We start from the raw sequence: 25,105 nt of genomic DNA, 5'->3' as shown, positions 1-25,105 counted from the left end.
ATATTATGAAAAAAGTTTGAATAGTTTGATGATGACCATCTTGATTAATTGTAGCAGCTAATCTGCTGGAATCTTGATTTGATTGACAGATTTTTATATTTGAAAAAAATACAAAATTATGAGTAAAATTATTAGCTGCCTGAGGTGGTAGATGTAATCTAACAACCTGAATAAATAAGAAAAAAGAATTTGTTAAAAATTTTCCTCGTTGAAAAGAATTAGTTTCTTATTATATTAAAAAATATCCTCCAAAAAATATTTGTAGGTGGTTTAATTATTATGGCTTGTCTTTAAAGCAAGAGTCTGACTGAAGGGTCTTTCCAGTTTCTGATAATTCTGAAGATGTAGTAGATGTGTTTTTAAAAATTTTTAGAAAGTATGATAATTTAGTTTTAAATTTAAAAACTAAGGTTGTTGATGTTTCTTTAGTTGATGGTAAATTTTTATTGGAAACTGATTTTAATAAATATTTTTTTGACTATTTAGTTGTTGCTACTTGATGAAAAGCATATGCTAATACTTGAAGTAGTTGAGATTGATATTATTTTGCCAAGAAAATGTGACATAATATTACAAGCTTGTCTTCTTGATTAACTGGTTTTTATACAAAAGAAAAATTTTCTACATGTAAATGAGTTTCTTTCCCAAAACCAATAATTTTGTGTGAAAGTATTACTATTAAATCTCCTGTATTGTTTACTCATTATGGATTGAGTTGACCTTGAATTTTTGCTTTATCTTCCGAAATTGCATATAAAACTCCAACAAAAGAAAATCCTAAAAAAATTTTCTTAATTCCTGATGAAAGAATCACATACTTATTGCTTGAAAATTTTTATAAAAAATATGAGGTTTCATCTCCCAAAAAAAATATATTGAATTTTTATTGTCAATTTTTTCCAAAAAGCTTCTTGTTGATGCTATTTGAATTTTTATGAATTGATAAAAGCTATGATATGTCAAACTTTCCAAGTAAATATAGAAAAAAAATAAATAAAAAATTATGATTATGAATTGAAATAAATTTAATAGGAAAAAAAGGTGGAGGTGAGTTCGTTACTGTATGAGGAGTAGAATTAGAATGAGTTTGTAAAAGCACCTTAGAAAGTAGGCAAGTAAAATGATTGTATTTTGCTTGAGAGGTTTTAAATGTAGATTGATATACTTGATGATTTAATCTGCGGCGATGTTGGTCAAGTTGATTGGCAGTGTCAAACAATATAAATTATATGTTACAGATATAAATTGACATAAGTCAATCAATACTTTTCAAAACCTAGTTAACAAGCCTTTTTTAGATTTGAGTTTTTTCTTGTGTTTTGTTGCAAGAAAAAAAGTTATATATATAAATTGTTTTGCGTTTTTTATATATTTAAAAAATTGTTATGATTAATAAATTGAGTATATTTGTTTTAATAGTTTTTTCAGCAATTACTTTAGCTGGATGTGTTGATGAAATTGAAGATCCAGAAATAGATCAGCCTGAAGATTCAGAAGACGTAGATATGGAAAATGGTGATAATTGAGATGAAGATGAAGAAGATGACGAAGAAGAGGATGAAGAAGATGAAGAAGAAGAGGATGAGGAAGATGAAGATGAAGATGAAGATGAAGAGGATGAAGAATAATTTGTATATTAAAATATACATAAAAAAACCCACATTGTGGGTTTTTTTATTTGAAAAAAAATGAAAAATTATTATACTAAAAAAGTTTTTAAATAACTAAATATAAAATTTATGCCAATAAATTGGTTGTTGTGATTTTTTGCATCTCAGCAAAATAAAAGTGAATTAAAGAAGTTAAAGGTTATAGTTGATCAAATAAATGAGTTTGATAAAGAGTTTGAAAATTTGTCAGATGAAGATATACAGCAAAAAACAGATCAATTCAAAGAAAGGTTTGAACGTTGAGAGTCTTTAGACAGTATGTTGCCTGAGGCTTTTGCTACTGTTAAGCAAGCTTGTAAAAGGCTACATTGAAATAAGTTTGAAGTAAAATGAGAAGAAATAGTTTGGGATATGGTTCCTTTTGATGTACAGTTGATGTGATGAATAGTTCTTCATTACTGAAGAATTTCTGAAATGAAAACCTGAGAATGAAAAACTCTTGTAGCAACTTTACCAGCTTATTTGAATGCTGTAACTTGAAGATGAGTTCATATAGTTACAGTTAATGACTATTTGGCAACAAGAGATGCTGAATGGATGTGAATTTTATATAACTGGTTGTGATTGTCTGTTTGATCTATAACAAAACAAGTTTCTTTAGGCTCAAGAAAAGAAGAATATCAAAAAGATGTAGTTTATGTGGAAAATTCAGAGCTTTGATTTGATTATCTTAGAGATAATCTTACTAAGTCACTAGATGAAAGAAAACTTCTTATAAGACCTTTGAATTTTGCTATAGTAGATGAGGTTGATAGTATACTTATAGATGAGGCAAGAACCCCATTGATAATTTCTCAACCCTCAGCAGAACCAACAGATAAGTATGAATACTACAAAAAAATTGTAAAAGATCTAGAACCATCTTCTGAAAAAAAGAGAAAACCAAAGTGATTTATAGCCCAAATGTTAGAAGAAGAGGATGAGGAAGATAAGAAAGAGCAGAAAAAAAATGAGAAAGATTATTATGTGGATGAAAAGTTGAAAACAATTCAACTAACCTCTAATTGAATACAAAAATTAGAAAAAACTTTGTGAGTAAATAATTTGTATAAAGATTTATGATACGATGAAATTCATCATATAGAAAATGCAATAAAAGCAAAATCAGTTTTTCAAAAAGATAAAGACTATATAGTTAGAAATAATCAAGTAATGTTAGTAGATGAGCATACAGGTAGAGTTATGCCATGAAGAAGATTTTCTGAATGACTTCATCAAGCTCTTGAAGCTAAAGAATGAGTAGCTATTCAAAAAGAATCTAAAACAGTAGCTAGTATTACTTATCAGAACTTTTTCAAACAATATAGTAAATTATCATGAATGACAGGTACAGCTCTTACAGAAGCAGAGGAGTTTGAGAAAATTTATGAATTAGCTACTAATAGTATACCTACTCATAGAGATATTATTAGGGTGGATAAAAAAGATAAAGTGTTTTTCAATCAAGATGCTAAATGGAAAACTGTCATTGAGGATGTAGCTTTTGTGCATAAGATATGACAACCAATACTGATAGGTACTTCTTCTATAAATACTTCTGAGATAGTTTCTTCTTATTTAAGAGAAAAAGCGATAAATCATTATGTTCTTAATGCCAAATATCATGAGCAAGAAGCAAATATAATTAAAAATGCTGGTAATATGTGAAGTGTTGTTGTTGCTACAAATATGGCTGGTAGAGGTACAGATATCAAGCTTGAAGATTGATTAAATGAAAAACTTGCACTAAATTATGCAAAATGGATAAAAAATACTATAACATCAAATAACTACGAAAATAAAGAAGCTAAAAATCTAAGTGTAAATATATATTCTCAAAAAGAACTTTGATATTTATTGCAGTGAATAAAAGAATATTTTGAAATTGATTTGGATTTTAAAACTGATTGTGATTTTGTTTTTGATATACAAGACTTGTCAGCTTCTTTCTCAGTAACTTTGAATAAAAAGAAACAGTCAAAAGATGATATATATGCTACTTTAAATATAGATGTTTGAAATAATGAATATGTTTATAAAGATTTCCATTTTTGAATGTATATTCTTGGTACAGAGAAACATGAAAGTAGAAGAATAGACAATCAGCTTCGTTGAAGAGCAGGTAGACAATGAGACCCAGGTGTTACACAATTTGCAGTAGCGTTGGATGATGAGTTGATGAGAAAAATGTGATGAGAAAAAATTCAAAATATGGCTTCAATGCTTCTGCCAAAAGAAGAGCTTCAAAGCATGCAGCTTACTCAAAGTCAGTTTAGTTCATCTATAGAAAGATCTCAGAAACAAATGGAATGATGGCTTTTTGGAAATAGAAAGCAGCTTTTTGAATACGATAGTGTGGTTAATAAACAAAGACAAAGAATTTATTCAAAAAGAGATCAAATAATTTTTTCTAATGCCGAAAAAGAAGATCCTGATTCTGTGGCAAAAGAATTTGGTGTTCAAATAGAAGGGTTTGACATTGTCGAGGAATGAAGATGATTTATAAAATCTGTAGTAGATAAGATAGTTCCCACTTATACAAATGTAATTCCTTGGGATTTAGATCAACTGATAACAGAAATAGAGCAAATATCTAATATAAAGCTAGAAAAAAGCCAACTGAGAAAGTTTTCAAGAGAAGAAGATCTTAAAGATTTTCTTGTGATAAAAATTCAGGAGCATTTTGATGAAAAAATAAATAATTATGAAAAAGAACATCTAGAAAAAGTTTTTAATGTTTTATATCTTTCTTGTATAGATAGGCTTTGGATTTCTCATATAGATGAAATGCAGCAGCTTAGGGAAAAGGTGGGGTTATTTGGTTATGCACAGATAGATCCTCTTATGGAGTACAAAAGACAAGCTTTTGATAAGTTTCAAAAATTGTTGTTTAATATAGAAAAAGAGGCTTTATCTAGATTTTTGAAAGCAGACTATGAGAAATTATTAAATTCTCCTTACTTACAAAATGAAAATAATTGAGTGGATATTGCAAACCTTCAAAAATCCAACCAAAAGGCTAATAAAAACAATTCAGGTGGGGTTGAAGTTGTAGATGCGGACGAAGATTCAAGTGTAAATGTTGTTAAAAAATCAAAATCTAAACCTTCACCTAATGATCCGTGTCCATGTTGAAGTTGAAAAAAATACAAAAAATGTTGTGGTGTAGATAATACAATGTGAAAGGCTGAAAAAGTTGTGATTACTTAAGTTTTTTTATCGTGTTTAATATCTTATTTTTTTCTATGAATATATATTATCAATGATTGGAATGAGCATATTGACATATAGTGTCAAAACACTTTTCTGAAAGCATCTGAATTGATGACGTTATATGACTGGATACGTTTAAAAAGGTTTTTGAAAAAATAGAAGAATGAAATTTGGGTGTTGTACCTATAGAAAATAGTTATGCATGAAGTATATATGAAAATTTTTTCAATCTTTCAAATTATGATGTTCAAATATATTCTGAATATTATCTTGATATAAATCATTGTCTTGCATCAACTTCTAAAAGTATAGATTCAATTGAAAAAGTTTTTTCTCATTATCAGGCATTAATGCAATGTGAAAATTATATTAACTCATATTGATGGGAGGCAAGGTGATATATGGATACAGCATGAAGTGCAAAGTATGTATCAGAGCAAAATGATGATTCATTGGCATGTATTTGTTCAAATTTGGCAGCAGAAAGATTTTGATTGAACATACTTGCAAAAAATATTCAAGATCAGGATAATAATTCTACAAGATTTTTCCTTGTGGGTAGGCCTGATATAAATTTAGAGCTTCAACTCAAATGAAAGATGTCCTTAGTCTTTAAGGCAAGACATATTCCTGCGTCATTATACAAGTGTCTTTGAGCATTTGCTACCAGAAATATTAATCTAACAAAAATTGAATCATTACCAGCTAAGGATGACTGATTTGATTATATGTTTTGGATAGATATAGAATTAGATAGAAATCAAGATGTGGTTAGTAATGCTCTTGAAGAGTTGGGTTTTTTCACAAAAAAGATTAAAATAATTTGAAATTATTAGTATCACTAAGTTGTATTGAGTGCTATTTAGGCTTGAATTTTGAGTTAAAATTTTTATATTATAAAAGCCTGATATATATTAAAATGTTTGAAAATTTATAAATTAAGCATTAATATTAATGAGTAAAAAACATCAAAAAACAAATAATGAAAATCAAGAAAATAAAAATTCAAACAATAATGATGAACTTGAAGAAATGAAAAATGAACTTCAACAAGAAGATGAAAAAGAACAGTTGTTGGAGCAAATAAAACTTTTGGAAAAAGATGTGGAAAAGTACAAGCAGATAGCTTCAAATACTCAAAGTCAATATATGACTTTGAAAACAGACTTTGAATCTTACAAAAATAGAATAGAATCCAAAGAAAAAGAGCAGAAAACAAACATTTTTATAGATTCGGTAAAATGACTAATATCTTTGGTAGAAGAATTGAGAATAACAGTTGAAAATGTTCCTGAAGAACTCAAAGATAATAGCTGGGCAAATGGGGTTGTTGTTTTGTACAAAAATTTGCTTAAAAAACTTGAAGAGATGAATGTTTATCAGATAGATAGTATTTGAAAAGATCTAAATGAAAATTATCATGAGCCTATATCATCTGAGGATGCTGATGATGGAAATAAATGAAAAATAATGAAAGAATTTGAAAAGCTTTATGTATACAAAGATTGAGACAATGAATATGTAGTAAAGCCTGCCAAGGTAATAGTTGGTAAATAATTTAAATTTTAAAATAAAAAAATGGGAATAGCAAAAAGAGTTTTTTTCTTCCTTCTTACTAATATAGCAATACTTGCTGTTATTATGATAGTTTTAAGTATTGCCCAAATCTTTGTACCTATCAATATTACTTGATATGGTTATGATCTTGTAGGAGTGTGAATATTTTCTTTGATAGTATGATTCATTTGAGCATTTGTAAGTTTGTGGATATCCAAATGGATGGCAAAAACCTTTTATAAAGTTCAAACTTTCGATGAAACTAAGCTTCATTCTGTTGGAGAAAAAGAAAGGTTTGTTTATCAAATAGTTGAGAGAATAGCAAGTTCAAATAATATAAAAATGCCAGAAGTATGAGTTTACCAATCAAATGAACCAAATGCTTTTGCTACTTGACCTACCAAAAATAAAAGTTTGGTAGCAGTTAGTTCTGGTCTTTTGGATCAAATGACTTATGATGAAATAGAGTGAGTAGTATGACATGAAATGGCTCATATACTAAATTGAGATATGGTGACTATGACCTTGTTGCAATGAGTTATAAATACATTTGTAATATTTTTATCAAGAATAGCTGGTACTTTTATTGATAGAAATGTTTTTTGAAATGAGGATTGACCTGGCTTGTGATATTTCTTATCAGCTTTTGTTTTACAGATTATTTTTGGAATATTAGCAAGTACTGTTGTGGCTTGGTTTAGTAGGCATAGAGAGTTTAGAGCAGATGCGGGCAGTGCTGCACTAGTAGGTAAAGAAAAAATGATAGCTTGACTTGAAAAATTAGACTTGTTGGTAAAAAATATGCAAACAGACAATTCAAATCAATCTATGAATACAATGAAAATAGTATCAAAAGATTGAATTATGAAACTTTTTGCTTCGCATCCTCCTATAGAAGAAAGAATTAAAAATCTTAGAAATAATTAATTACAATTTTTATTGTATAGGTTTGCCTGATTAAAGAGTAATTCTAATTAGAATATTTACTTATAATATTTAATTTGACTTTTTGTTTAAATTGATTATATCATGTATACTTATTTATATAAGTATATTAAAAATGGATATCAACAAGCAAAAAATTACTTTGACTAGTTTTATTCCCAAAACTACGGTTGTAAATATTAGTGTAGCTTCGAGCTTATTAGTTGCTTTGGGGTGATGCAGTAGTACACCAGAATGAAAATCAAACTATTTTGATAGTAGATATCTTTGATCAGATCAGCAAGCAGTAGTTGATTGAGATACACTTCATATAGATACTTGCAGTTATGATTTAATAATAGATGACTATAGAATACATAGTTTGTAAGATGGCGAGGATACTTGTGATCCATCTAAAATGAGAGAAGTTAAGGATGAAGAAGTAAGAAGTAGTAATCCTTTTTACTGAAGAGATACTGAAGACCCAGATTTTATTAGAACCACATTTACTTGAGGTATGGAAATGATACAGACTCAAGGTGGTGCATGTATTGTTTGAGAAGCTGATTGAATAAGAATAAGTAGAAAAAATGATTAAAGATATCATTTTTTAAATTCATTCCATGTTATAGCTTTTTTTCATTCAGGCTTTACTCTTAGTAAGTCTATTGATTGATTTAGATAGAAATCTTTGTCAATCAATGGCTTTTTTTTATGTAAATCAAACTTTTCTTCATCTATTTTCATTTCTTCTATTATTATTTTTTTGTTTAAATTATTACTTATTTCAAACCAGATTTTGGGCCACAAGAAAAATGCTTTGTATTTATTGAATATATCCTCAAGAGGTGTTGTAAATATATCTATTTTTCAGTCTTTTTTTTCTATTTTATGGCAATAAGTAGCTGTTGATTTATCTTGTGGATGTTCTATAAGTTCTTTTTTAGCATATTTTCGTATATTTTCTGTAGTAAATTTGGGTCATACTTGCATAAATTTATCAATAATATCTTTTGATGTCCAGTTAAATCATATTTCAAATGATAATTGTTTGATAATGTCTCAGGTATCCATACTAGGAGCCATCTTCATCAAAGTTATTCAAGTATAAGTTTCATTATTTAAGAACACTGATTGTATTGGAGAAGCACCGCGATATTTGGGAAGTAATGATCAATGAATATTTAAGGCTCATTTTGATGGCAAATTTAGCAAATCGATAGGAATTATTTTTCAATAAGCTATTACTAATATTACATCTGGTTTTAGTCTTTCGATTTCCTTGAAAAATTCTTTTCATTCTATAGATTTATTTGGGTTTATTTTTTCTGGTGTAAAAATTTTATTTATTCATAATTTTTTGGCTTCTTGTTTGATTATATTTTCTTTTATTTTTTGTCATCTTCCGGCTGGTTTATCTGGTTGTGTTACAACTGCTTGTATATTATATCTTTTGTCTTTTATTAATTCTTCAAGAAATGGTACTCATATAGGAGCACTACTAAAAAAAACTGTTTGTAAATATGCAGGATCGTAGGTGTTGCTATTCCAAGGATGACAGTTACTTACTCTTTCCATTAACATAAAAAATCAAGGGTAAAATCAGTATCTTTCTAGTACTTGTATTCAATATTTACTACAGTGAGGATTGTGTACACATATTTTTCATTTTAACCAAAAAGATGGTATTCATTTATCTGGTGATAAAGTATATTGATATATTTTTATAAAAAAAATTATTATTTTTGCAATGATTTTATTTAGTTTTTTCATCTATTAATTTATTATATAACTATTTGTTATGTATAAAAAATTTATATTTTAATTCAAGGTCTGTCAAAAATAATTTTTTTGGGTTTATTAACTATCAAAATTACGAAAAATAATTATTATTAATTTTCAAACTTTTTACTTTTAAAATTAAAAATTTTTTATATAAATATAGGTATACAAAAATATTTTTTAAATATATTATTTACTATTAAAATTTATAATGACAAAGATTATTATAAAATCTGATAATAAAAAATCTTGGAAATTAGAAGCTGAAGAGAATAACACAATATTGAATCTGATACTAAAAACATCTTTCAATATGCCGTATTCTTGTATGCAATGAAAATGTTGAATTTGTTCTTGTAGAGTCAAAACTTGAAAAGATTTGTTACTATCAGAAGATTGAAGTTATGTAGAATCAGATGTAATTAAGACATGTAAAACTTATGTAAAATATCAATCTGATAGATTTGTAGAGTTGGAAACAATATTTTAAATTGTATTTTAATATTATATAATTATAAAAAATTAATTTATATTTTAATATAATCAAGTGAATCTTGAAAATTTAGTAAAAGAAATAGTTTCATATCAAGATAATGAAATAGTTCCTGATTTGATCAAGGATTTAAAAAAGAAGTTTGCAAAAGAATCAAAATTAAGTAATGTCCCAACAAATATGCAGGTTTTGGCAACATACAATAAAATGGTTGATGAATGAAAAATCACTCCTAAATCAAATGTTAGAAAATCTCTAAGAAAAAGATGAATAAGAAGCAAATCTTGAATTGTACCAGTTCAAGTTCTTACAAAGCCTTGGCCATGTCCTTGAAAATGTATTTTTTGTCCAGATGATGCAACGATGCCCAAAAGTTATATCAATACAGAGCCTTGAGCGATGAGAGCATTACTAAATCAGTTTGATCCTATCAAGCAAACTTATAATAGATTGATGTCTCTTTTTATGACAGGACATGATATAGATAAAATAGAGATGATAGTTTTGGGGTGAACATGGGATAGTTATCCAAAAGAATATAAAAGATGGTTTGTAAAATCTTTGTATGATGCATGCAATACTTTTTTTGAATTTAAATCAAAAAATAAACTAGATTGAAATGATTTAAAATTTTCTAAGTTTACAGTTACTGATAATTTTGAACAAAATTTTGATAAAACCCTTGAGGAATCTCAAAAAAATAATGAAAAAGCTGATTGTAGAATCATATGACTAACTATAGAAACAAGACCAGAATTTGTAACAGATGAAAATTGTAAATTTTGGAGAGAGCTTGGTGTTACAAGACTGGAGATTTGAATACAGAGTTTGTACGATGATGTTTTAGAAAAAAATGATAGATGAAACACTGTACAACAGGCAAGGAACTCTTTGCATAAATTAAGACAATACTGATTTAAGTTTTCTTGTCATTTTATGCCTGGTTTATATTGATCTAGTGTGGAAAAAGATATAAAAACAATGGAAAAAGCATATTCAGATGTTTTTATGAAGCCTGATGAAATTAAATTTTATCCTACTTCAGTGATTCCAAATACTAGATTGTATGAGCTTCGAAAAGAATGATATTATGAGCCACTTACTAATGAACAAATAAAACATATTACCAAAAAAGTTCAAGTTGATACGATTCCTCCTTATACTAGAATAAAAAGACTTATTAGAGATATTCCTGAAACAGAAATAGTTGCAGGAAGTAAGCTAACAAACCTAAGACAAATAGTAATGAATAATATGCATAAAGAGTACAAAGAAGATTCTTCTCTAAGAGAAAACCATTATAAAAGACTTTATCCCAATTCTTGTTATTTAGATAATTTTGAAAATATTTTTGAGTTTGAAAATTGAAATAATACAGAAAAAACATATATTGTTTGATGAAAGCCAAATTTAAATAATCCAAGAAATTTTGTATCATTGGATACAAGAGCAAGAGAAATATCAAATAGAACAGAAGATGCCCAAAATGAACTTTTAATTATAAGAAAATATTTTTCATCTGTAGGTGAAGAGTTTTTTATAAGTTTTGAGGATGAGTTTGGTTATTTATATGGTTTTTTAAGGTTGCTTTTACCTTATGAAAAAAATACTATAAATCGAGATTGATTATGAGAAAATGTAGCTATGGTTAGGGAATTACATGTTTATTGACAATTGGCAAAAATAAATAAAAATATTGAAGATACATTTCAGCATAAATGATTTTGAAGCAGAATGATGGAAATATCAGAAAGAATATCTTTATGAAAAAACTATAAGAAAATCTCTGTAATTTCTTGAGTAGGAGTTAGAGATTATTATAGAAAACTTTGATATCATTTGGAGTGAACATATATGGTAAAAGATTTATAATTATAATGCTAGAATTTGTTTTTTAAAAAGAGGTGGAAAGGGTTTCCTTCCACCTCAGTATTTTTTACCACCTGAATCCAATGGTGGCACCTACTGAATCTCCATCAAACACAGGTGATACCTGTACTTGATTATTTGGATATGCATCATTTAGTCTAATTGTCAGCCTAGCAATTCCATAGCCTACTAAAGAACCAACAAGCACGTCAGACATCCAATGGGCGTCTTCATAGACTCTTGAGAGAGAAACAGAAGTTGCTAGAGTATATGCTGGTATCTGGAAAGATGGATACCTTTGGGCAAATACAGTAGCAACTGCCCATGTTCCACTTGCGTGTCCTGAGAAGAATGATTGAGCATCATCTTCTCTGTTAAAGGGGTCATCAGGGCTATTTCTGGGCCTTATTCTGTTTACTGTCCCCTTGGTAATTTCAGTAAACATTTGTGTGATTAGAAATGACTGAAAAGATAGGTTCATAGTGTCGAAAAAGTACCTATTTCCAGAAATTGCACTTATTGCATACACTCCTAAGAACCCAGGTATAGCGTAATCTTTGCTTCCCACATTATAAAGGAATCTACTTAATGAATTGCTTCCTCCATATACTTCATCTTGAACGTAATCTCTAATATCTTGATCATAAGCCAGAGTTAAACCTACTCCTGTTGCAATTATTAAATTCCTCTTAATGCCCTTTTGGTCTCCTCTAAACGGTTCTAGGGTGGCTCTAAAAGGTATCTTTACAAAATTAGCAGCATAGTTGCTGTAGGAAATACCTTCATTATAGTTGTTTGCATGAACGTTGTTGCTAAACATTGCAACACAGAAGATGCAAATAATGGTAATGATTTTGTATTTCATAATTTTTCCCCCTTTTTTTGTTTGGCATGTTCTTTATAATTATTTTGTTTGTAATGTCAATACAAATCTTTTTCTGAATTTAACTTATTAGGTTAAAAAATATCCAAAACATATTGCAAATAAATTTTATAAGTTTATATATAATATTGTATGATCAGAAAATAATAAAACTAAATAAGACTAATTTATATATTTTTATAAAATTTTATAATAGATGAGAATTCATATAGTTAGTATATTCCCTGAAATTTTCAAATGATTTATTGATACTTCTATAATACATAAGGCTGTATGCAATAAAAAAATAGAACTAAATTTTTATAATCCTAGGTATTTTTGTTATGATAAACATAAACAAATAGACGATGAAATCTATTGATGATGATCATGAATGCTTCTAAAAGCAAAACCAGTTATTGATTGTACTATGGATATAATAAATTCAATTAAAACACAAAACTTTAAGATAATTTACTTTTCTCCAAGTAAAAATATTTTTGATCAAGAAAATGCTATTAGGTTCAAAAATTTTGAAGATTTAATACTTGTTTGTTGAAGATATGAATGAATAGACTATCGTTTTGAAAAGTATTTTATGGATAATTATCCTCAAAAATTTGAAAAATTATCATTATGAAAATTTATATTAATGTGAGGAGAAGTAGCAAGTATGGCATTTATTGAAGCAACTACAAGACTTAAAGAATGAGTGTTATGACAGCAAGATAGTTTGCAAGAAGAAAGTTATACTCCACACAAACAAATGCAAAATATAGAATATCCTCAGTATACAAGGCCTCAAAATGTTTATTGATATAATGTTCCAGATGAACTACTCTCATGAAATCATTCTATGATAAAAAAACGAAGAGAGGATAATGAAAGATCTATTTAATACTTTTATATCTACAAGGATTTTGCGAGATTTCAGACAAGAATAATCTTACCTCAGTACAATATTTTATGTAAAAATTCAATAGAGTAAGGTCTTTTTTGTTATTTGTATATTTATCTTTTATTAATACATTTTTTGTGGTATTAAAAAAGCTTTCATCATAAAATATATTTTTGCAAAAATGATTTTTTCTTATGCTGAATAAAGAATTAGTATATGTTGAATTTATTTGCATTTTTTGTTTTAATTTATAAATATAATAAATATCTAAGATTTGTTTAGCATACTATAAATATAATCTTTAATTAAATCGATATTGTTAAAAACATTCTGAAGTTTATAGTTATTCATACTATCCAATTCTTTTTCTATATTTATAAGAATAAATCTTGGGATGTTTTCATTATATAACTCTTTTAAAATTTTTGTTTTCATTTTTTGTTTTGTTAGGATTTAAATTTTTATAGATTTTATTTTTTTGTTTTGTTTTTTTACATATTCCATAAGTTCTAGATCGTGTGTAATAAAAAGAATAGTATGACCTTGTTCATTAAGAGATACTAAATAATCTGAAATTTCTCTAGAAGTTTCTTTATCTAAATTTCCTGTTGGTTCATCTGCTATAATAAATTCTGGATCTGTAATTAGTGCTCTTGCTATACTTACTCTTTGTTTTTCTCATCAACTTAGTTGAGGAGGATAAAATGTTTTTTTATCCATCAAGTTCATTTTATACAAAATTTCATTTGATTTCTTTTTTATAAAACTTGCTTTTTGTCAAATAATTTGCATTGGATATTCTATATTTTCTTGTACAGTTTTATAATCTATGAGTTTAAAATCTTGATAAATTACTCATATTTTTCTTCTGTATTTTTGAATTTCTTTGTTTGAAAACCTTGCTATATCTTCTTTTTTATAAAAAATCATTTTTTTGGGGGGTAGTAGCTGTCTTACCAAAAATTTAATAAGAGTTGTTTTTCATACTCCAGATTTTCATAAAACAAAGCAAAAATCCTGTTTATCAAGTTTGAAATTAAATTTCTCAAATATGAAATTGGGACATCAAGGATATCACCATGTTAAATCTTCTATTTCAACCAAGTTTTCTTTGTCCATCAAAAAAAATTATTTTTAAATATGTTATTATTATAATAAATTATTTTTTTAAATCAAAAAAGTTTAATCTCAACAAAAAATAAGAATTGACAATTTATTGTTTAACAAGATTTTTTATGTTTTCAAATATTTCAGTTTTTTTAGATTGTTGTATTTTATTTGATTTGTACAAAAATTTGGATAATTCTTGTATTTGTCTTTTAAGGAAATCAAGCAATATTCTCTCTTTTTTTTCATTAGTTAGTTGTTCAAACTGTTTTTCTCGCCATAATTGATGTTCTAAAATTTTTTGTTTGTGTTCTTCTGATATGTTGTATTTTACTTTATAAATTATGCTTTCTGGGAAGTATTCCAGTATATCATCAAATACTTTTATATGATTTTTTATTTGATTGGTATTAAGTTCATTCCTTTCCAAAAAAGAATTATAGAAAATACTAGCAAGGAGATATTTTTTGTCTTCTTCGTTATCAAAGTCATTATTGTTTTTTTTATTTGTTGAATTTTTTTTAGAAGACTTTAGAAATGATTTAAACTGTCTAAATAATATATCATAATTTATAGAAAGATAAGATGAAACTTTTTCCAAATAAAAACTTAATATGGAGTAATCTTCTAAAGCCTCAAGTAGATCAAAAATGTCATTTATAAAATTTTTTCTTCATACTGGAGACTGAATGTCATACTGTTTTTTAAGGTGTTTACAAATATGTTCAAATCAATCAACTTGTTGATATTCAAGTTTTTTAGAATTTTTAACAAAATCATCAATATCTTTGTATCATTCTGGTAGAATCATAATTTTGGGGTATACTCATTGTATCCAAGCATTTTTTAATCATCTAATTGTTGCAGATATTCATGCTTGATCATCATCAAAACAAAATATAATATTGTCTGTATGTCTTTTTAATAGTTTTATGTGTTCTACAGTTAGAGCAGTACCACAAGTTGCTACTCATACTCATTTTCATAGTTTGTGCAAAGCTATTACATCCATATATCATTCTACAACAATTATTTCTCAAAATGTTTTTATATTTTTTTTGGCAAGATCTATTCAGTATAGAATTTTAGATTTATCATACAGTACTGTACTAGAAATATTCAAATATTTTGGAGAGTTTTCTTTTTCTTGTATATATCTTCAAGCAAATGCAACAATATTTCATATATGGTCTTTTATAGGAAACATTATTCTGTCTCTAAAAAATGAATATAAGTCTCCACTGTTTCATTCTCTTATTAGTCAACTTTCCAACATTTCTTCTTTGGAAAATCATTTATCTTTGAGGTATTGTACAATATCGAAAAAGTTATTTGGTGCATATCCTATCTGAAAAGAATTTATCAAATCCTGGTCAAGTTTTCTGTCTTCCATAAGATATTTTTGTGCAGTGTTTGCATCATTTATTTGAGTTTGAAAATATTTTGTGGCATAAGAATTTAATTTTTTGATTCTTTCCCTAAAGTGTGCTTTTTTATCAAAATCTTCTTTTTTGTGTTGATATGAAGAAATGTCTATTCATGCATCTTTAGATAAAATTTTTATACCATCCCAAAAATCTATTTTTTCTATTTCCATAATAAAATTAATAGCATTTCATCAGGCTCCACAGCCAAAACATTTGTATATTTGTTTTTCTTCGCTTACCATAAAAGAAGGGGTTTTTTCATTATGGAATGGGCATAAACCAGAATAATTTGAGCCGCTTTTTTTTAAGTTAACATATTTACTTATTATATCAACAATGTCAATATTTGATAATATGTCGTCAGTAAGTTTGCTCATTAAAGAAAATTTTCATTAATAAAGTTCTTCATTTGTGATGTTATTAAAAAAAACAAATTTTTCAAGCAATTTTATTTTTCAAGAAAAAAGTTAAAATTAATTATTTAATTGCTTTTGAAATATACTTGATAATTGTCAATAATTTTATTTTAGAAGATGGAAGAATTTCAGTATTTTTTTAGTTTTTCTATTGTGTATGGTAATAATTTGGGTGTAACTTTTTCTACATCATGAAACAATATATTTTTTCATCAAGTTGGATTTTTTTGTATTTGAGTTTTAATGTTGTTTTTAATTTCGTTTTTTGATACTCAAAGTTCGTCTACTTGCCAGTCCAGTGTGTCAAAATTCCAAAAACATCAGGTTAATTTTTTATTTTGCATAATTTGATCAAAACTTGAATTTCTTTTTCAATATGGTGGTCTGAATAATTTTATAGGATACTCAAATCATAAAATATTATTAATTAATAAGTTAGTTGATTTTATTTCATTTTTTGTTTGTGTGTAGTTTAATTTTTTCAGGCTTCTATGTGTAAAGGTATGATTTCCTAGTATGTGACCATTTTTTACTATTTTGTTTATAAGATGTGGGTTCTTAATTATGTTTTTTCATAATAGGAAAAAAACTGCATTTACATCATACTGGTTTAGGATTTCTAGTATTTCCTTTGTGATATTTTCATAAGGTCAATCATCAAAAGTTAGAAGATATTTGTTTTTGGGAAATATATTTGATTTACATTTTTTCTGGATGGTTTCAATATTTTTTTGGTTTTTAATAGTTTGTCTAAGTGGTTTTATGTTATTTTCAAAATCAGTTTTATTTATGTAAGTTTTTTTTATGTTAGGTTTAGTAGAGTGTTCTAGTGATAAGTAACTATATCATAAACTATTTCCTAAAATAAAAATAATTAATATTATAAAAGTTTTCATTTATTTTTTTTGATTTGTAAATACATATATATAATTTATTTTTGTGATTTTTCAATAATTAATTATTAATAATGTGAATTTTTATTTGACATTGATATCCAAATCCTTAATAATCTAACAGCAAGTAATTAAAATTATAAATTTAAGAAACTAAAATAATAAAATGTTAGATTATCAAATACTATGACTTTTTATCTTAGTATTTGTGCTTTGATTTTTTATATGAAAGTTTGTTTATGAAACTTATGTAAATAAGAAAGAAAAAAAACTAGATGAAAGATTGGAGAAGATAGAAAATGAGTATTATGAAACAATAAATCAAGCACAAAGAAAAGCAGAAAGTATTATAGAAGATGCAAACAAAGAATCTCAACAAAAGCTAAATAGAGTTGAAATATTAGAAGATAGACTTTCAAAAAAAGAAGAAAAACTTGAACAGGAAAAGTCTGAGTTAGCAGAAAAAAAAGAAGAAGTTAACCAGTTAAAAGAAGATATTAACAATGAACATCAAAAACAAATAGAGAAGTTAGAAGAAATATCAAATCTTTCAAAGCAAGAAGCCAAAGAAAAGCTTTTTGATATAATAAAATCAGAAAATAAAGAAGAAATTTCAAATTTTATAAATAAACAAGAACAGTTAAAACAGGAGGAGTCAGAAAAAGTTGCTCATTGAATAATATCAAAAATTTTACCAAGGGTGTGAGTGAATAATGTTAGTGAATTTACTATTTCTATTGTTGATCTTCCAAGTGAGGAAACCAAGTGAAAAATTATTTGAAAGGAATGAAGAAATATATCTTTTTTTGAAAGGCTAACTTGATCGGAGATAATTATCGATGATACTCCTTTAGTAGTGAATGTATCTTGTTTTGATCCAGAGAAAAGATTTGTTGCTACAGAAACATTAAAAAAACTAATTAATGATTGAAGAATAAATCCAATCTACATAGAAAAATACTATAATGAAGTTGTATCAGATTTTGATAATTATGTTTTGGAGAAATGAAAAGAGGCTCTTACATCTCTTTCGTTACCAATGATGAAGCCAGATATAGTTAAAATGATATGACAGTTTTATTTTAGATATAGTTATTGACAAAATCTATGGATTCATAGTATAGAAGTTGCAAGAATATGTGAAGCTATTGCTAGTGAAATGAAATTGGATTCAGTATTAGCTAAAAAGGCTTGACTATTTCATGATATATGAAAGCTTAAAAATGGTGCATGAATAGCACATTCAAAAGCGTGATGAGAAATACTCAGAAAATTTGGGCTTAATGAAACAATAATAAATGCTGCTGAAAGTCATCATTTTGATATACAACCTGATAATCCAATATCATGGATAGTGGCAGCAGCAGATGGAATTAGTGCTTGAAGACCGTGAGCAAGACTTAATACTAAAAATATGTTTATAGAAAGAATGGAAAATCTTGAAAAGTTGATTTCTTGAATTGATTGAGTTAAAAAAGTATATATAATGCAAGCTTGAAGAGAAATTATGAGTTTTGTTGATCCAGAAAAGGTTGATGATGTTCAGTTGCAAGAAATTTTAAAAATAATTTCTTCAAAAATTGAGTGACAGCTTGATTATCCATGAACAATTAGAGTTGTGTGAATTAGAGAAAACAAGGTAACTTCTTATATAAGTTAATATTGAAATAGATTTTTAATTTGTTATTATGTCATAGTAAATTTAATAAATAAATGTTTTAAAATGTATCCCTTTTTTGAGTTGTTTTGAATTACCATATATATGACTTGAATATGAGTTGTGGTTTTTGTTTTAACATTTGTTTTTTTAATGAATTTTTACGCAAAAAGATATAATGTTAATTTTTGGAGGTTTTTTAACTGGCTTCCTGTTTTTTTAATACTTCCATATTTTTTTTGATCTTATTTGTATCATTTGTTTGATAGTTTGTTGATAATACCTTTGAGTATAAATGATCTCATGCTTATTCTTTCTCCTTATTGATATGATTTTAGTTTTATCTGAATAAGTCTTTGACTTTTCCTAAGCACTATATTATTTTTAAAAAATGTTGATATTAAAAATGAACAATTAAAATGGATTGATATAATTTTTTATAGTTTAAGTTTGGCATTGGTACCTTTTTGATTCTTTCTTTTATTGGGAGATGATTTTATATGACAACCAACAAACAGTTTTTTATGAGTTTCTGCTTTGATTCCAGAAAGTTTTATTTATAGATTTGATCAAGTTTATCCGGTTTGATTAATCTTGTCTTTGGTTTCTATCTTATGTTTTGTTTTAGTGTTTTCTATGAGTTATGTGTTGAAAAAATATTGAGTTTGATTGTTGTGATTTATATTATTGTTATTGATGCTCAATTTTATATTTCAGTTTCAGTTATACTCTCATAACTTTTGAATAAGTATGTTTTGATATAATTTTGATGTTAAGAATTACTGGACATTAATCTTATCTTGAATTATTCTGTTTTATTATTTTAGATACATCAAATCAAAGGAAATTTATAATAAAAACAAATGATAGATGAATATAAACTTTTGAAAAAAAGATTCTTTATATAAAATATTTAATACGTTAGAAAAAATCCCAACTTGAAGACAAGTTAAGATCCGGATTAACTCTCAAAATGAAATATTTGATAATATTCGATGGGGAAAACAAATAAAAGAACTTTTAGAATCAAAAAAAATAGATTATAATTTTTTGTGTAGAGAAACCAAAGTTCAAAATTATTACAAAAAACTTTGAGTAAATTTTACTAATATTTGACAGCCTTTTTATAAAAAATTTATAAGTTTTTTCTCTAATACTTTTTTTTATTGAAAAGATTTTCATGAAAAAATAATCAGACAAAGAAGTAATGCTATGTATTTTGTAATATGAGCAGAAGTCTTATTGTTGGTTTTTATTCTATACTTGTTTTATTGATATATTACACCTTCTGCAAATATACATATAAAACCTGCTTATAATATTGATGATGTGACATATAATTTTCGTTATTATCCTGCCAGTAGTGATGAGCCTCCACAGATTAAACAAATATGAATCCCATATAATATAAAAACTTATGAATACTCATTTTCTAAAGAGTTTAATGTTTGAGATCTTACATATAATCAACAACCTGCAACTGGTATGATAAGAGTTTATAATACAACTGATACCGAGTATTCCTTGGTTTCAAATACCAGATTTGTGGATGAAAACTGATTGATTTTTAGAACAAAAAATTGGGCAAACTTACCGTCCTGAACTCAAGAAGATCCAGGTGTTGCTGAAGTAGAGGTAGAGGCAGATGTAGAAGATGAAGATTGAAATATTATATGAGAAAGATGAAATATTGATTCTTGAACTAGATTATTAATAAGGAATCTTCCTCAAAGTTATGATAATGAAGAAATTTTTGCTGAGTCAATACAGGATTTTACTGGCTGACATACTGAAGAAGATTGAGAAGTAACAGAAGAAGATATAGAAAATGTTGAAAATAATATTTCAGATTATATAAATAATAATAAAAGAACTATAGTTTGATCTCTAATGGAAGATTATGAAGAGAAGTATACTTTCCCTTTTTCTCAACTTATAAATACTTCTGATATTGATATACAACTCTCGCATGATGTGTGAGAGTCAGCTTCTACAATTCAATGACAAGCTTCTTTTATAATTAGATTTCCATATGTAGAATGGAGTGATTTAAAGAACTGAGTTGAGGAATATATATCAGATAGAATGTCTGAAAACTTACAGCTTGTAGAGATAGACAAAAACAGCCCAATATTTTATGATGTAGTAGGTGAGGATGGTGTTTATAATATACCAACTCGTGTTGATGTAATATGGTGATACAATTTTGATTTGGATATAAATAGGATAAAAAATGAGATAAAGTGAAATATATTATGAGAAACAGTATCTTCAGCAAGAAATGAGATAGTATCTTATGATGAGATAGATGTTGCTTTGATTAGGACAACTCCCCATTGGTATGATACCATCCCGTCTATAAGATCAAGGATAAATATTAATGTATCTGACTAGTTTTAAATTTTAAGAAAGATTAAAGATGATTCTTTCAGATAAAGATATTAAAAATAGAATCCAAGAAAATAACTTAGAGTTTATTTCAGAAAAATATGATATTTTTCAGCAAATATGACCTGCGAGTTTGGATTTTAGATTGTGATACGATTTCAAGTTTTATGATAAAACTTGTGTAGATGTTATTGACCCAAGAAAATCATTAGATGAAAAAAATATAAAAATTGTTTCGCTTGAAGAGTGAGAAGATTTGATAGTGCATCCATGACAATTTATTTTATGAACAACTTTTGAAACAATATGACTTCCAGATGATATTGTTGCCAGATGTGAAGGAAGAAGTTCTTTGGGAAGGTTGTGACTTATTATACATTCAACTGCTTGATTTGTAGATCCATGATTTAAATGAAAAATTACTTTGGAAATTACCAATATCAATGAAATACCTATAAAGTTGCACCCTTGAATGAGGGTATGACAATTTGCTTTTCATTTGCTAAGCAGTAAATGTGTTGAAAATTATGCAAATAGAAAATCAAGTAAATATATGAATCAAAATAATGTTCAAGAAAGTAAAATATTTGATGATAATTATTAAAAATTTAGATTCTAAAAAAATAATATGAAAGTAAGAATTAAGACATTTGATGGTAAGCCATTGGAATATCATACTGATTGAGCGGTAGGTTTTGATTTTAAAACTATGAATGATACAACTTTTTGACCATGAGAGTTTAAGCTCGTTGATACATGAACTGTGATAGAAACTCCAGATTGATTTATGCTCCAAGTACAACCAAGAAGTTCTACTTTCAAAAAATTTTGATTAATTCAAGCAAATTCAGTTTGAATTGTTGATCAAGATTATTGTTGAGATGAAGATACAATTAAATTTCCTTTTATAAATTTTACAAATAATGAACAGTTTATTCCAGCTTGAACAAGAATATGACAGTGAGTATTTGTAAAAATAGAAAAACCAGAGTTTGAGTTGGTAGAAAATATGGAAGAAAAGAATAGGTGAGGATTTTGAACAACTTGATAATTTTAAATATTTAGTTTTTTATTTATAATTTGCAAAACTTGTTCAAATACTTCTGCTTCTTTTTTTTCAGCATCAACACTATAAAAGTTTTCTTCTTTTTCACTTATTTGTAAAAATCAATCTCTTACTTTTTTGTGAAATTCAAGTTTTTCCTGATCCAGTCTACAATCCTGGATTTGTCTTCAATCTTTGATACGATTAATTCATTTTTCAGGGTCTATATCAAAAAAAATTGTGGCATCAGGTGTTATTCAAGTTGTTGCAATATTATTCAAGCTTTTTATGAAATCATACTCAAAAAGATTTCTTCAGAAATGTTGATAGGCAATAGTACTAAATGAAAACCTATCTGAAATAACTATATATCATTCTTCAAGCTTGGGTAAAATTACTTCTTGTATATGTTGTGCTCTTGAAGCAAGAAAAAGAAATAATTCTGTTTTGTGAGACATAGAACTATTTTCTGGAGATTTGAGTATTTTTCTTATGTCTTCAGCAATTTTTGATCAATTTCATCATGGTTCCCTAGTTGTTATTACTTTTTTTCATTTTTGTTCAAAATATTTTGTAAGATTTTTTATTTGTGTTGTTTTACCGGCTCATTCTCCTCACTCAAAAACTATGAACATAAAAAAAACTTAATTGTAAAAATTTTTTGTATATTGCTACTTATAATAAAAGTATATCAATTTTCAATTGATTATTAAAAATATATAAACCTTAAATCAACTAATTTGGGGCATAATATGATAAGTTAAGTAGGTGATTTTTCAAAAACTAGAGCTTATTTTTAATTGAAAAAATTAAATAAATATTTATATTAGTTTTGTTGTATATTTATTATTTAAGTCTATTTTTTGATGGCAAATCTAAATCAAATAAAGTCAAAAATTAAATCCGTGAAAAATCTTAAAAAAATAACAAGAGCTCTGGAGGTTGTTTCTACTGTAAGATTACAAAAAAATAAAGATAAAGCAGCTGCTTTAAAAAACTATCTTCTTGACTTGATGTTTATTTTAAACAACATATGACAGCAACTTAATTTGTTTTCTGATAGTTCATCAGCATCAAAAAAGCTTATTATACTTGTCACAACTGATAGATGATTGTGTGGTGCCCTGAATTCAAAGATAATTAGACAGGTAGATGATTTGCATGTTAGGAAAAATGATGATGCAGATTATTTTGTTATCTGAAAAAAATGATTAGAGTATGCAAACAGAATGAATCTAAATATAGTTTGACAACTTTCTTTGCCAGATAATTTCAGCAACGAAGATTTGATACCTCTTTTTGATTATATAGAGTCTTCTCTTGATGAATGATATTATTGAGAAATAAAAGTTTATTTTAATTACTTCAAAAATAGTCTAATACAAGTACCTACTAATATTGATATATATCCTCTAAAAAAAGAAAATTTTCATCAATTTTTGTCAGATATTGAAGAGGAGTATGATCTAAAATCGGATTTAAGATGAAGACAGCTAATAATAGAACCTGATGTGCAAACATTAGAAAAAGAAATAAAAAGACAAATAAGAAGTTATATGATATTGTCAGCTTTGATTCAAAATAAAACTTGAGAGTTTGCTTCTAGAATGATAGCTATGAAAAATGCTAAAGATAATAGTGAAAGTACAATTAATAATCTAACGCTTACATATAATAAAACAAGGCAGTGAATGATTACCCAGGAAATATCTGAAATAACCTGAGCAACTTCTGCAATGGAATAATTGATTTAAGGTTTTATTAAAATTATAAATGAAAAAAATTACATCTTCTTGAGTTTATTTTTTGTGACAAAATGATAATGATATAATAATAGAAAGCTGAAAAGAAGTGATATTAATTGATATTATTTCAAGTAGTAATATAAAAAGAAAAATTACCTGAGTTTGATGACAAAGTATCAAATATTTCTGATGTTTTTTTGGTGACAGCAATTTTGAAATAAATTTAAATTATGATTTTGAATGAATAAATTCAGAAGTTAAAACATTGTTTTTAAATAAAAATTGACAACTAAGATGAAAACTTTCTAATAATATTAGAACCCCAAATGTTGCTTGTGATGTTTCAATGGTTTGAATGGCTTGAAATAATGGAGTTATTGATGTTGATTGAAGTATAAAAATAGAAAAAAACTGTAACGAATCCAAATGATTTTTATCACAGGAAAATATATTTTTGGATGACACATGAAGCATAAAAATAATCCCAAGACTTGATATATATTGTAATCAAGTGCAGGCAAGTCATTGAGCAAAAATTTCAAAACTGGATCCTATGAAAATATTTTATATAACATCAAAATGAATCACTCAAAGAGACTGCAAAGAGATGATAATAAGTTGATATATTAATAATTTTTTTGAACAGGTAGATCAGCAAGAAAAAAAGAATAATGTTTTAGATTATATTCTTGATTAATGAATGACATTGGTATGATAGTGCAAGAATATGCTCATAATCCTATTAATAATTATGAAATAAAGGAGCCAGATGCATATTATCAAGAATGAAACCCTTTGTGTTGAGATTGAATTAATGTTTTTTTAAAAATTGATGAAAAATGATACATCAAAGAGTTTAGTTTTTCTTGAGATACATCTATGGTTACTACAGCTGCTGTTAGTCTTTTTGCAGAAGAAATATCCTGATATCATATAGATGATGTTTTGTCATTGGATTATAATTTTATGAAAGAGCTTTGATTTGAAGTTAGTGAAAGAAGGAAAAGATCAGCAGTATTATGACTTCTTGCAACAAGGAATGCAATTCATCAGTACAAAAATGATTGACAAACAGATGATTTTGATGATTTGATAGATGATTAATTTTTGTGATATTTATTTTGTGTGTTATTAAGACTTTTTAAGATTAGGAAAAATTTATTGTATAGTTAAAATTATA

Annotated in this window: 26 protein-coding genes; 19 read left to right on the top strand and 7 right to left on the bottom strand. The window is 26.5% G+C overall.

Features of this window, described 5'->3' with window-relative positions; genetic code table 25:
• Positions 1 to 5 precede the first annotated feature (5 nt).
• The 8 genes from HLG78_RS02615 to HLG78_RS02580 all read left to right on the top strand — a co-directional run bounded on the left by HLG78_RS02615 (position 6) and on the right by HLG78_RS02580 (position 7,941).
• The gene (locus HLG78_RS02615; RefSeq protein WP_231180792.1) at positions 6 to 1,244 is read left to right on the top strand and encodes an aminoacetone oxidase family FAD-binding enzyme; all 1,239 of its coding nucleotides are present in this window, start codon (positions 6 to 8) and stop codon (positions 1,242 to 1,244) included.
• Positions 1,245 to 1,385: 141 nt separating this feature from the next.
• A complete protein-coding gene (locus HLG78_RS02610) occupies positions 1,386 to 1,628 on the top strand; it encodes a hypothetical protein (protein ID WP_231180790.1) in 243 nt (80 codons plus the stop codon).
• Positions 1,629 to 1,739: 111 nt separating this feature from the next.
• Complete coding sequence (secA, locus tag HLG78_RS02605) at positions 1,740 to 4,859, top strand: preprotein translocase subunit SecA (protein ID WP_231180788.1); 3,120 nt, start codon at positions 1,740 to 1,742, stop codon at positions 4,857 to 4,859.
• A 35-nt stretch (positions 4,860 to 4,894) separates the two neighbouring features.
• A complete protein-coding gene (locus HLG78_RS02600) occupies positions 4,895 to 5,698 on the top strand; it encodes a prephenate dehydratase (RefSeq protein WP_231180786.1) in 804 nt (267 codons plus the stop codon).
• A 118-nt stretch (positions 5,699 to 5,816) separates the two neighbouring features.
• Positions 5,817 to 6,419 (top strand): nucleotide exchange factor GrpE, encoded by a 603-nt coding sequence (locus HLG78_RS02595; RefSeq protein WP_231180784.1) that lies wholly within the window; start codon positions 5,817 to 5,819, stop codon positions 6,417 to 6,419.
• A gap of 21 nt (positions 6,420 to 6,440) precedes the next feature.
• Entirely contained in the window at positions 6,441 to 7,346 is a 906-nt protein-coding gene (gene htpX, locus HLG78_RS02590) for a protease HtpX (RefSeq protein WP_231180783.1), read from the top strand.
• Between the two features lie 133 nt (positions 7,347 to 7,479).
• A complete protein-coding gene (locus HLG78_RS02585; protein ID WP_231180781.1) occupies positions 7,480 to 7,731 on the top strand; it encodes a hypothetical protein in 252 nt (83 codons plus the stop codon).
• 30 nt (positions 7,732 to 7,761) lie between these two features.
• Positions 7,762 to 7,941 carry a hypothetical protein gene (locus HLG78_RS02580; RefSeq protein WP_231180779.1) on the top strand — a complete coding sequence of 60 codons (180 nt, stop codon included), beginning with the start codon at positions 7,762 to 7,764 and terminating at the stop codon, positions 7,939 to 7,941.
• On the opposite strand, the gene fmt is transcribed toward HLG78_RS02580, so the two are convergent.
• Entirely contained in the window at positions 7,938 to 9,116 is a 1,179-nt protein-coding gene (fmt, locus tag HLG78_RS02575; RefSeq protein WP_231180774.1) for a methionyl-tRNA formyltransferase, read from the bottom strand. The genes HLG78_RS02580 and fmt overlap by 4 nt on opposite strands.
• A gap of 220 nt (positions 9,117 to 9,336) precedes the next feature.
• Here fmt and HLG78_RS02570 point away from each other — a divergent pair, with 220 nt between their 5' ends.
• Both HLG78_RS02570 and HLG78_RS02565 read left to right on the top strand, forming a co-directional pair.
• Positions 9,337 to 9,615, top strand: coding sequence for a 2Fe-2S iron-sulfur cluster-binding protein (locus HLG78_RS02570; protein ID WP_231180773.1), 279 nt, complete (start codon positions 9,337 to 9,339; stop codon positions 9,613 to 9,615).
• 57 nt (positions 9,616 to 9,672) lie between these two features.
• On the top strand, positions 9,673 to 11,490 hold the full coding sequence (locus HLG78_RS02565) for an elongator complex protein 3 (protein WP_231180772.1): 1,818 nt from the start codon (positions 9,673 to 9,675) through the stop codon (positions 11,488 to 11,490).
• Between the two features lie 64 nt (positions 11,491 to 11,554).
• On the opposite strand, the gene HLG78_RS02560 is transcribed toward HLG78_RS02565, so the two are convergent.
• On the bottom strand, positions 11,555 to 12,352 hold the full coding sequence (locus tag HLG78_RS02560; protein ID WP_231180771.1) for a phosphatase PAP2 family protein: 798 nt from the start codon (positions 12,350 to 12,352) through the stop codon (positions 11,555 to 11,557).
• A 214-nt stretch (positions 12,353 to 12,566) separates the two neighbouring features.
• Here HLG78_RS02560 and trmD point away from each other — a divergent pair, with 214 nt between their 5' ends.
• Positions 12,567 to 13,247 (top strand): tRNA (guanosine(37)-N1)-methyltransferase TrmD, encoded by a 681-nt coding sequence (trmD, locus tag HLG78_RS02555; protein WP_231180770.1) that lies wholly within the window; start codon positions 12,567 to 12,569, stop codon positions 13,245 to 13,247.
• A 267-nt stretch (positions 13,248 to 13,514) separates the two neighbouring features.
• Here trmD and HLG78_RS02550 read toward each other — a convergent pair whose 3' ends face one another.
• From HLG78_RS02550 to HLG78_RS02535, 4 genes are all read right to left on the bottom strand, one after another.
• Positions 13,515 to 13,682, bottom strand: coding sequence for a hypothetical protein (locus HLG78_RS02550; RefSeq protein WP_231180769.1), 168 nt, complete (start codon positions 13,680 to 13,682; stop codon positions 13,515 to 13,517).
• A gap of 18 nt (positions 13,683 to 13,700) precedes the next feature.
• A complete protein-coding gene (locus tag HLG78_RS02545) occupies positions 13,701 to 14,366 on the bottom strand; it encodes a cell division ATP-binding protein FtsE (protein ID WP_231180768.1) in 666 nt (221 codons plus the stop codon).
• Positions 14,367 to 14,460: 94 nt separating this feature from the next.
• Entirely contained in the window at positions 14,461 to 16,158 is a 1,698-nt protein-coding gene (gene dnaG / locus HLG78_RS02540) for a DNA primase (protein WP_231180767.1), read from the bottom strand.
• Between the two features lie 149 nt (positions 16,159 to 16,307).
• The gene (locus HLG78_RS02535; protein ID WP_231180766.1) at positions 16,308 to 17,093 is read right to left on the bottom strand and encodes a polysaccharide deacetylase family protein; all 786 of its coding nucleotides are present in this window, start codon (positions 17,091 to 17,093) and stop codon (positions 16,308 to 16,310) included.
• A 163-nt stretch (positions 17,094 to 17,256) separates the two neighbouring features.
• Between HLG78_RS02535 and rny the strand changes: the two genes are divergently transcribed.
• From rny to HLG78_RS02510, 5 genes are all read left to right on the top strand, one after another.
• The gene (rny, locus tag HLG78_RS02530) at positions 17,257 to 18,750 is read left to right on the top strand and encodes a ribonuclease Y (RefSeq protein WP_231180719.1); all 1,494 of its coding nucleotides are present in this window, start codon (positions 17,257 to 17,259) and stop codon (positions 18,748 to 18,750) included.
• 63 nt (positions 18,751 to 18,813) lie between these two features.
• Positions 18,814 to 19,617 (top strand): hypothetical protein, encoded by an 804-nt coding sequence (locus HLG78_RS02525; protein WP_231180683.1) that lies wholly within the window; start codon positions 18,814 to 18,816, stop codon positions 19,615 to 19,617.
• Entirely contained in the window at positions 19,618 to 21,141 is a 1,524-nt protein-coding gene (locus HLG78_RS02520) for a hypothetical protein (RefSeq protein WP_231180681.1), read from the top strand.
• 25 nt (positions 21,142 to 21,166) lie between these two features.
• Entirely contained in the window at positions 21,167 to 21,739 is a 573-nt protein-coding gene (gene dcd / locus HLG78_RS02515; RefSeq protein ID WP_231180679.1) for a dCTP deaminase, read from the top strand.
• A 24-nt stretch (positions 21,740 to 21,763) separates the two neighbouring features.
• Positions 21,764 to 22,186, top strand: a complete 423-nt coding sequence (locus HLG78_RS02510) for a dUTP diphosphatase (RefSeq protein ID WP_231180678.1) — start codon at positions 21,764 to 21,766, stop codon at positions 22,184 to 22,186.
• Positions 22,187 to 22,188: 2 nt separating this feature from the next.
• Here HLG78_RS02510 and tmk read toward each other — a convergent pair whose 3' ends face one another.
• Positions 22,189 to 22,815, bottom strand: coding sequence for a dTMP kinase (gene tmk / locus HLG78_RS02505; RefSeq protein WP_231180676.1), 627 nt, complete (start codon positions 22,813 to 22,815; stop codon positions 22,189 to 22,191).
• Between the two features lie 231 nt (positions 22,816 to 23,046).
• Between tmk and atpG the strand changes: the two genes are divergently transcribed.
• From atpG to HLG78_RS02490, 3 genes are read left to right on the top strand one after another with little or no spacing between them, the layout of a single operon-like run.
• The gene (gene atpG / locus HLG78_RS02500; RefSeq protein ID WP_231180673.1) at positions 23,047 to 23,925 is read left to right on the top strand and encodes an ATP synthase F1 subunit gamma; all 879 of its coding nucleotides are present in this window, start codon (positions 23,047 to 23,049) and stop codon (positions 23,923 to 23,925) included.
• Between the two features lie 28 nt (positions 23,926 to 23,953).
• Complete coding sequence (locus HLG78_RS02495; RefSeq protein ID WP_231180671.1) at positions 23,954 to 24,622, top strand: SufD family Fe-S cluster assembly protein; 669 nt, start codon at positions 23,954 to 23,956, stop codon at positions 24,620 to 24,622.
• Positions 24,622 to 25,029 carry an iron-sulfur cluster assembly scaffold protein gene (locus HLG78_RS02490; RefSeq protein ID WP_231180669.1) on the top strand — a complete coding sequence of 136 codons (408 nt, stop codon included), beginning with the start codon at positions 24,622 to 24,624 and terminating at the stop codon, positions 25,027 to 25,029. The genes HLG78_RS02495 and HLG78_RS02490 overlap by 1 nt, the downstream gene beginning before the upstream one ends.
• The last annotated feature ends 76 nt before the right edge of the window (positions 25,030 to 25,105 follow it).

Source organism: Candidatus Absconditicoccus praedator (genome assembly GCF_021057185.1).
In the GTDB taxonomy this organism is placed as follows: Bacteria; Patescibacteriota; Gracilibacteria; order Absconditabacterales; family Absconditicoccaceae; genus Absconditicoccus; species Absconditicoccus praedator.
The sequence above is the reverse complement of the archived record's forward strand: the minus strand, read 5'-3'. Positions and strand labels throughout refer to the sequence as shown.